A 7,202-nucleotide genomic window follows, 5' to 3' on the forward strand; every position below is an offset into this window, starting at 1 on the left:
TAAAGTGATGACGCTTGCGATGATTATGCTTGTTCGGCATTTGTTAAATACAGCTAAAAGTTAAAGAGTTCGTCCATCATAATCGAACTCCTTTAGTAAGCCTAGTTGGATGTTATTTGTGCACTGCAACAAAGCCTTGTTTCTCTGTCAAGCTAATGTTAAAAGTCTTCAAGCTCGCCAACCGGTATGCCCAACTCACGGGCCAGTGCTATGCGCTCCAAATACTCACCAACACCCGCACGGGCTTTAGCGTAATATAAGGCTTTTTCTGATTTCGATTTCGTGGATATACCAGCTTCTGAGTTACGATTAGGGCAGTTAAATTCAAAGGCTCTGGCTTGAGGTGTAGGTTTGGTCATTTTTAATCTCTAAATCAATGGTCATCATATGCCATCGGTGAAGGTTAATTGTGTTACTTTCATCGAACCAGCTTAATAACATGCTGATTTTAATGACAATACAATCAAATTTAGGTGCAGGGGGATGCCTTAGTTTTGCATTGTTATATAATAACTGTTTTTCGAGTAACCTATTCTTTAGCGGCATAGTTGTTTCTGAGAGATCCTACGGCTCTACTCATAGCTGCGAGATTTCAGTTTGCGCGCCCCCCCCTTAACAGAACAACCTAATTAAGTACTTCGTAATAACCTTGAACATAGTCAAAAGGTAATGACAATGTCAAATCATAATCCTCCTTTGTTTGAACCTGTTTTGCTACGATTTTAATGCCCAATTCTTTAATTGTGTATAACCATTCAATAAATTCAGCTTTAGCCAGAGACTCTCTTACATAACTTAATTCAAGCTTTATTACATCGTGCCGAGTGACATCTAGTACTATATTTGACTCGTACGTAAAACCATCTAAAGCTAAAATCGCACCAGCATCCTTTAAAGCATATTCACCTTCAATAGTATATTTATACAATTGAAGGTGCCTCTCTGTGATTTCAACTATAAGTGTAGAGCCAAAACACTCGATATACCGACTCAAATCACAAAGTTTTTCAACAACATATTGATCTAACAATGAAAACCTCTCAACTTTTAAAAAGTAAGAGTAGTTCATGCTAGACGAATTTGAACGTTGAAAAGAGTATATTTTATGCACTAATTCAACTAACAATAATTTATGTTTCGAAGGTAACATCGATGTGTAATAATTATTAAGTGTATAATAACTTTGGATATGAAGTGGTTGACTTAAAAACTCCATGCCGTAAAACAATCCATATCTTGTAAATACTTTTTGAGCGAGATGGGAATAGCTACATATAGAATTATCACTTTTATTAGATTGACTACAATATGCTGAAGTATAATTACATGTACCATAGAAAAAACAAGGCATAATCACTTACCTGGCAGGGTTTAATTATATGAATGATACTTTTATGAGATGGTAAGAATACAATCTATAAATTCTCATCAATAACTTTAATTAAATTTGTGTATCAAAAATCATGCTGTAATAATCACCAAAAACGTATTTAAAAAATAAACCTCCTCAATTTGTTTTTTGTTCAGCCGCTTTTAATCTATAATATTTATTATTACGTCGACTCCGAACTGAAAGCCTCATTTTTACAATTTTATTATGCCTTACAATCCACTGCGTTAGTGGGAATTTAAACGATTCAGCATTGTCATCAATCATTTTGTGCAACCTATTTTATTTATCGTTAACTCTGAGTAAAATCAAACCCAAATTAGGTTGGCTTCATTTCGTTAAAACTGACAATTAACATCTGGACACTATATGGTTAATCTACCATACACAGCGTTAATGGATTAGGTATTATCTACAGAGCGTGGTAACGTTCTCAGCTATTCCCTCTCAACACATAGGTAGTCGCATCCTTTCTTGTTCAACCATAACAGCATTTCCAAAGATTGGTTACATTATTATGCGAACATAGCCCTGTTCCCCTCCTATTTTTATATCAACAACCCTGTCACTTATCGTAACGGCAACGATAATAAAATATCTCAAGCGTATCAACTGAAATTTCAACCAATTATGAATCCAACCTCACCTTGCCAACTTCCTAAATATAGTAATATAACCTATGCTACTTTTTGTGCACATGAAAAAAGAAACTGATTTTAAATTGCAGCCTGTTAAATTTACAAGTTTATTTTTTTTATCATTCGATAAAATTAATTAATCAGTGAATTGAGTTTTGTATTTTCTCGCAAGAAGTAGTGCCCCTCCGCCACATGAAACGCAACACTTTGTACTTTATGCAGTGTTCAAATGCTGCATAAATATGTCATAAGATGAATACTAGCCTAGTAAAAAATTTATATTTAATGCTGTTTAAATGTTGTGACATAGTAGTCGAACGCCCCTCCCCGATCTGGGGCTGATTACACTTTTTGACCAGCTCCAAAAATAATCACTTCTCTGAAGGGGGCTGTCGCAAACTGAGGAATAGGTTTATCATGAGTGATGCTCTCTTAACTAACATCATCAATGTCACTTAACTTTTCTGGACACCATTTTCCAACAGATATCATCATGCAAGCCCTTCGATATTATCTAGCTTATAAACTCAGTTATCGTGAAATAGAGGAGATGTTTGCCGAACGAAATATCCATTTTGACCACTCAACACTGAACCGTTGGGTTATCAAATATGCACCGCAACTCGAAGTCATATTCAGGAAGAGAAAGCGTCGAGTATCTGGCTCATGGCGAATGGACGAAACCTACATAAAGATTAAAGGTCGTTGGGTTTACTATTATCGCGCCGTGAATAAATACGGTGCTATTATTGATTTTTATTTGAGTGAAACCCGTGATGAACCGGCGGCTAGGGCATTTTTCAATAAAGCTATCAACCAACATGGCTTACCTGAGAAGGTAGTCATTGATAAAAGTGGGGCGAATGCTGCGGCATTAGATACCATTAATATTCGTCTTTGGTTGTCTGGTTACATGCTGTTTATGATCGAGGTTTTAACCATAAAATATCTGAATAATATTGTCGAACAGAGTCATCGAAAAGTAAAAGGAAAGATGCATCAATACTTAGGATGGAAATCTTGGAAAGGTGCCGAATCGACACTTGCTGGCGTTGAGCTTTGGTTCATGATTAAGCAAGGCCAAATGAACACAACCGAAAAGATGACTCCATGGGAACAATTTTATTCTTTAGCAGCCTAATTGTATCTGAGGGATCTTGCGCCCTCAAATCATAGTTGCAAGATCTCAGTTTGCGACAGAACCGTATTTATATATCAATATGTACATAAAATGTTCCATGTGTGGATATTGATTGGGTATTATGTGTACAAATAAATGATGATAAATATTGACGAATAGTCCCTTGATACAAGTTAATTTATTTACTATAATAGCGTCATGTTTATTCTGTGAGAGTACAGCACATAGCTTGCTATCACCACGTAGGTTTCTATGTGGTGTATTATTTACTAATAAACTAGAATAAGTGAGAACTGACCTTCTTGCGTTTAAATTATTCGACAAAAAAACCGACTTTTCGAATGGGTCGGTTTTTTTGTACCCAAAATTCAATAACGTATAACTATTTGATCTTTGCACCCCAATTGATTATATTAGATTCCAATGTTCGGATTAGTCACCTGAGCAGCCCTAAAACATTCGAGATTCTAATAATGAAAACCAAACAGCGCTATAGCTGCATATTGCAGCCCCAATTCCTTTGTAGATCTAGATACATTCAATATGACATGCCGATCCTAACGCGATCTAGTATGCCTATTGTGAGTGTGTCTAATGCAAAACGCTAACCTCGATACACTCTTTTCTGCACTTGAAAGTAATGAGCATTGCTCAGAACTTCCGCCGTTGTCTTCTTATGATGATGCGAATGCTTTTGGCTGCGAAATACCAGAGGGGCAAGCTTACACTGTCGTTGATGAAACTAAACGCCTCAAAAAAGCACGCAAAGCTGAACGTGACAAAGTTAATGCTGAAATTTTAGAAACGGCTGATCGAGTTAATAAAAGCGGTAAGGCTGTTGGATTTCAAGGTAAAGTTGCCTCATTCAATGGATTCAAGAGCGCAAGATTGCCCGATTACGTTAAAACATTATTGAGACAAGCAAAGGTACTGCCTCATAGAGAAGAGTTTCTTGAGCATAGTGACGGCTTATACCGTGGAACATTGCAAGAGCGCTCTAAGATCATTCTAAGTTTGATGCTTTCTGCGTTTGTGGTTAATTGTAATGTTGCTAATGGCATGGTCGTTGTTGCTACTCGTAAAGGCGGTAAGAACCTCACCCATGATGCGCTGAGAATGGAAGTGGCACTTAGGCATGGTGTTTATATCGCCGAATCAACCTGGTATTTTTATATCAATAAATTAGTCCAATGTGGTTATCTGCAAAGCGATACTGTGGCTATTTATGAAGATGGCCATGCAGCTATGTTTCATGCAGAAGCAAGTTACAAGGTTCTATCTAAAGGGTTGTTAGATATGCTCGGCGCTTCTCGTTTGTCCGTTCGTAACGGAGCTGCAAAGCATGAAGCCGACTTAAAAACGAAAGGTAAATCTTTTAAGCAAAAGGCCCGTTACCCTAATTCACGTTACCGTATGGACGGTACGCTTCGTAAGAACATGAAAGTGGTTGAGCCATGCCAACGCTTGCTCGAACTGATCACTTCTCACCATGTACGTGAAACTTACCACGTACCCCCTAATTAGCGCTAAAGCAGTTTCTCAAAATGACCTATATCGGCTTACTTGCCGAGTTTTGTCGTGTCAGAGCGCGGTATATCGCTTTTAAATGAACAGAAATGTGCTGCTTAACTCGCTCTACATTTTGTATTCCTCATGGTTTTTGGTTCGCACGTTGCCTATTTAAAGAGATTGATGTTTTTTTTCGGAATAAATTAAAGTACAAATCAAGACGGCAAAGTTAGTTGTGATCTTTAGGCTTAAAATTTTTTTCTTTTCAGGGTTACAAGCTTTTAAAAAATGAAAAATAAAAGGATCTTTAAAGACCACAAACAAAAATGAAATGTCCCCTAGCTAAAGCTAGGGGACATGATTTAAAAGCAGCGCTGAAAGGATATTTTGTCTAACCGACCGTTAGGCTTCATTTGTTTCTGTACAACGGGTTTGTCTGCGACGCTTGTCGCTACGCGACTGTCTGGCAGAAAGAAAAAGCAAAATCGAAGCAAGTCTGTGTTGATAGTGTAACGATTTCAAGAGTGATGATTGAATAGAATGGTGAAACCATTCTTTAAAGAAAAACCATTAGCGGGAATGATAATACAAGTGGTAAACTTCATGCGGGTGCTCTTGGCTATTTGGCAAGAGCATAGTTTTGTAACGGCCAGATAGACGAAAGCCCCAAAGTTAAAATCCATTAACAATGAGGCCTACGCATGTATCTTCCAATACAAATAGTAGCCTCTTTTACTTTAAGGGGCAAGATATGCCGAAAAGAAAAACAACTACTTTGAGTCTAGCTATCGTGTGTTTCACTCTGTTAGCTGCGCTGGCACTCATTAGAGATGATTTGTGTAAAGTGGAGTACCGTAACGGTACGATGTTTCTTAACGTTAATCTTGCTTACGAAGTAAGAGGCTAGCGAACATAGGGACGGTTCCGAACCGTCCCTATTTTTGGATTGTGACGTTACTTACCAGGAGCACCCAACTTTTTACGAGCATTACTTAACTAATGTGAATTGTTAAGCTGTAATTGTTTGACTACCCTAGCCTGTATCCAAGTGGGTTTAGTTGCTAGCCATTGGAATAGCTTACCTGCTGGCATTTTGGGTAAGTCGATTAGACGTGCTTTTTCTATCTTGTTATAATGCATTTGTAGCATATTGAATCCTCATTGATTTATTTTGTTGCGTGTCTGTGTAGATCTGAACCATCTACACAGACATTATTATTGCACATATCTTACATATCAGAACTGTCTTTGTCTTCTTGCCCTGTTATTTCTTTCACGTAGTTTATCCATTGCTCCCCATTTAGTGATTTATCTGGATTTTCAATCATGGAATTCAATACTGATAAAGCAAGCTCTATGGTTTCACTTCGGCCTCGAGTCAGCGGGATACCGAGATTCTTCAATTTCGCTTCTAAAGTATCAATATCGTTACTTCGGTTGTCTGATATTTTTATAATTCTATTTTTGCGTAAAACAACGGATTTCTTAGGGCCTGGTTTTTTTCTTTTTTGAGTAACTTCAGCAACGGTTCCTACTGTATTGCCTGTTTTGTTATTTTGTGCTGAATTCATCCAGCCAGGTGCCTTACTCATTTGATTGCCTCATCTAATAGTGTATTGATCTCTTTTTGTGCACTGCTTAAACCATACATACCTTTTAAAGCTGGGTCGAAAACAGTTCTGCCCAGACCAATTACGCGCTCATATATCGAGCGTGAGGGGATAATCTGTAATTTGTTAGTTATTTGTTTTTTTTCTTTAATAAAATCCCTATGTTCCATTTTTCGTGAGTCCGACATTGATACAACTTCTATTATCTCCCTTCCAAGGTCATGTAGTCTTGGAAGGTGCTTTGAAACCACACCATAAGCCAAACGGCTTGGTTGGTAAGGGATTATAATTGTTCCCATTGGTTCATCACTCGTTGACGGTGTCATGTCTATAATAATTAAGTCTACATTTGGTTTTTCATCAGGAAAGTGATGGGTTACGGTGAATGGAGCTAGTCCATCAGTGCTTAACCAATGGCAACTTCCTTGGGGGTCATCATCTACTAATAATACTTTTAAATTTCGTGCAGCGGCAGCACCTGCAAGGTTCCATGCTATCGTACTTTTCCCAACCCCACCTTTTTCATTCCAAACGCTAATGATCTTCATATAATATCCTTTAATGTTAATCCATATATCTAATATATCTAGTATATCTAGTATATCTAGTATATCTAGGTTTGTTTGCTTGTCAACGTCGGATTCGTTGTTGCATTTGGGAAGAAATAAAGTGATGGTGTTTATTTATCTCGTTAGGGTGTACCCCAATGAGATAAGCGGTTACGGTATGGTTACGGCGAAAACCCAATCAATGCGTTAACTTAAATGCGGTAGTTCTTGTGCGATAACATAAAAACGATAACCACCCAAGATAACTCGCTCTTTGGGTACAGTGATTTCCTATCCCCAACAGCCCCTCGACATAAGACCATTTTTTTGTTGGTTGTCATGAAATCGAGATCGTTAAGTTGGTAA

At 37.6% G+C, this 7,202-nt stretch carries 7 protein-coding genes; 3 read left to right on the forward strand and 4 right to left on the reverse strand.

Annotation, left to right across the window (positions count from 1 at the left end):
• Positions 1-158: 158 nt before the first annotated feature.
• Positions 159-359: a hypothetical protein gene (locus tag L2748_RS22510; RefSeq protein WP_220783282.1), complete on the reverse strand. Its 201-nt coding sequence runs from the start codon at positions 357-359 to the stop codon at positions 159-161.
• A gap of 266 nt (positions 360-625) precedes the next feature.
• A complete protein-coding gene (locus tag L2748_RS22515; RefSeq protein WP_338091017.1) occupies positions 626-1,351 on the reverse strand; it encodes an EAL domain-containing protein in 726 nt (241 codons plus the stop codon).
• 1,125 nt (positions 1,352-2,476) lie between these two features.
• Between L2748_RS22515 and L2748_RS22520 the strand changes: the two genes are divergently transcribed.
• From L2748_RS22520 to L2748_RS22530, 3 genes are all read left to right on the forward strand, one after another.
• Positions 2,477-3,169, forward strand: a complete 693-nt coding sequence (locus tag L2748_RS22520) for an IS6 family transposase (protein ID WP_220783280.1) — start codon at positions 2,477-2,479, stop codon at positions 3,167-3,169.
• A gap of 594 nt (positions 3,170-3,763) precedes the next feature.
• Positions 3,764-4,693, forward strand: coding sequence for a hypothetical protein (locus L2748_RS22525; protein WP_220783279.1), 930 nt, complete (start codon positions 3,764-3,766; stop codon positions 4,691-4,693).
• Between the two features lie 736 nt (positions 4,694-5,429).
• Complete coding sequence (locus L2748_RS22530) at positions 5,430-5,585, forward strand: Hok/Gef family protein (protein WP_220782108.1); 156 nt, start codon at positions 5,430-5,432, stop codon at positions 5,583-5,585.
• 322 nt (positions 5,586-5,907) lie between these two features.
• Here L2748_RS22530 and L2748_RS22535 read toward each other — a convergent pair whose 3' ends face one another.
• Both L2748_RS22535 and L2748_RS22540 read right to left on the reverse strand, forming a co-directional pair.
• Positions 5,908-6,270 (reverse strand): hypothetical protein, encoded by a 363-nt coding sequence (locus tag L2748_RS22535; RefSeq protein WP_220783278.1) that lies wholly within the window; start codon positions 6,268-6,270, stop codon positions 5,908-5,910.
• A complete protein-coding gene (locus L2748_RS22540; protein WP_220783277.1) occupies positions 6,267-6,836 on the reverse strand; it encodes a ParA family protein in 570 nt (189 codons plus the stop codon). Before L2748_RS22540 ends, L2748_RS22535 begins: the two co-directional genes overlap by 4 nt.
• Between the last annotated feature and the right edge of the window lie 366 nt (positions 6,837-7,202).

It is taken from the genome of Shewanella sairae (genome assembly GCF_023283535.1).
Taxonomy (GTDB): domain Bacteria; phylum Pseudomonadota; class Gammaproteobacteria; order Enterobacterales; family Shewanellaceae; genus Shewanella; species Shewanella sairae.

Bases quoted from the DNA above. Each gene is read 5' to 3' on its own strand.
- L2748_RS22515 (WP_338091017.1), bottom strand. From the start codon at position 1,351: ATGCCTTGTTTTTTCTATGGTACATGTAATTATACTTCAGCATATTGT.
- L2748_RS22525 (WP_220783279.1), top strand. From the start codon at position 3,764: ATGCAAAACGCTAACCTCGATACACTCTTTTCTGCACTTGAAAGTAAT.
- L2748_RS22510 (WP_220783282.1), bottom strand. From the start codon at position 359: ATGACCAAACCTACACCTCAAGCCAGAGCCTTTGAATTTAACTGCCCT.
- L2748_RS22535 (WP_220783278.1), bottom strand. From the start codon at position 6,270: ATGAGTAAGGCACCTGGCTGGATGAATTCAGCACAAAATAACAAAACA.
- L2748_RS22520 (WP_220783280.1), top strand. From the start codon at position 2,477: ATGTCACTTAACTTTTCTGGACACCATTTTCCAACAGATATCATCATG.
- L2748_RS22530 (WP_220782108.1), top strand. From the start codon at position 5,430: ATGCCGAAAAGAAAAACAACTACTTTGAGTCTAGCTATCGTGTGTTTC.
- L2748_RS22540 (WP_220783277.1), bottom strand. From the start codon at position 6,836: ATGAAGATCATTAGCGTTTGGAATGAAAAAGGTGGGGTTGGGAAAAGT.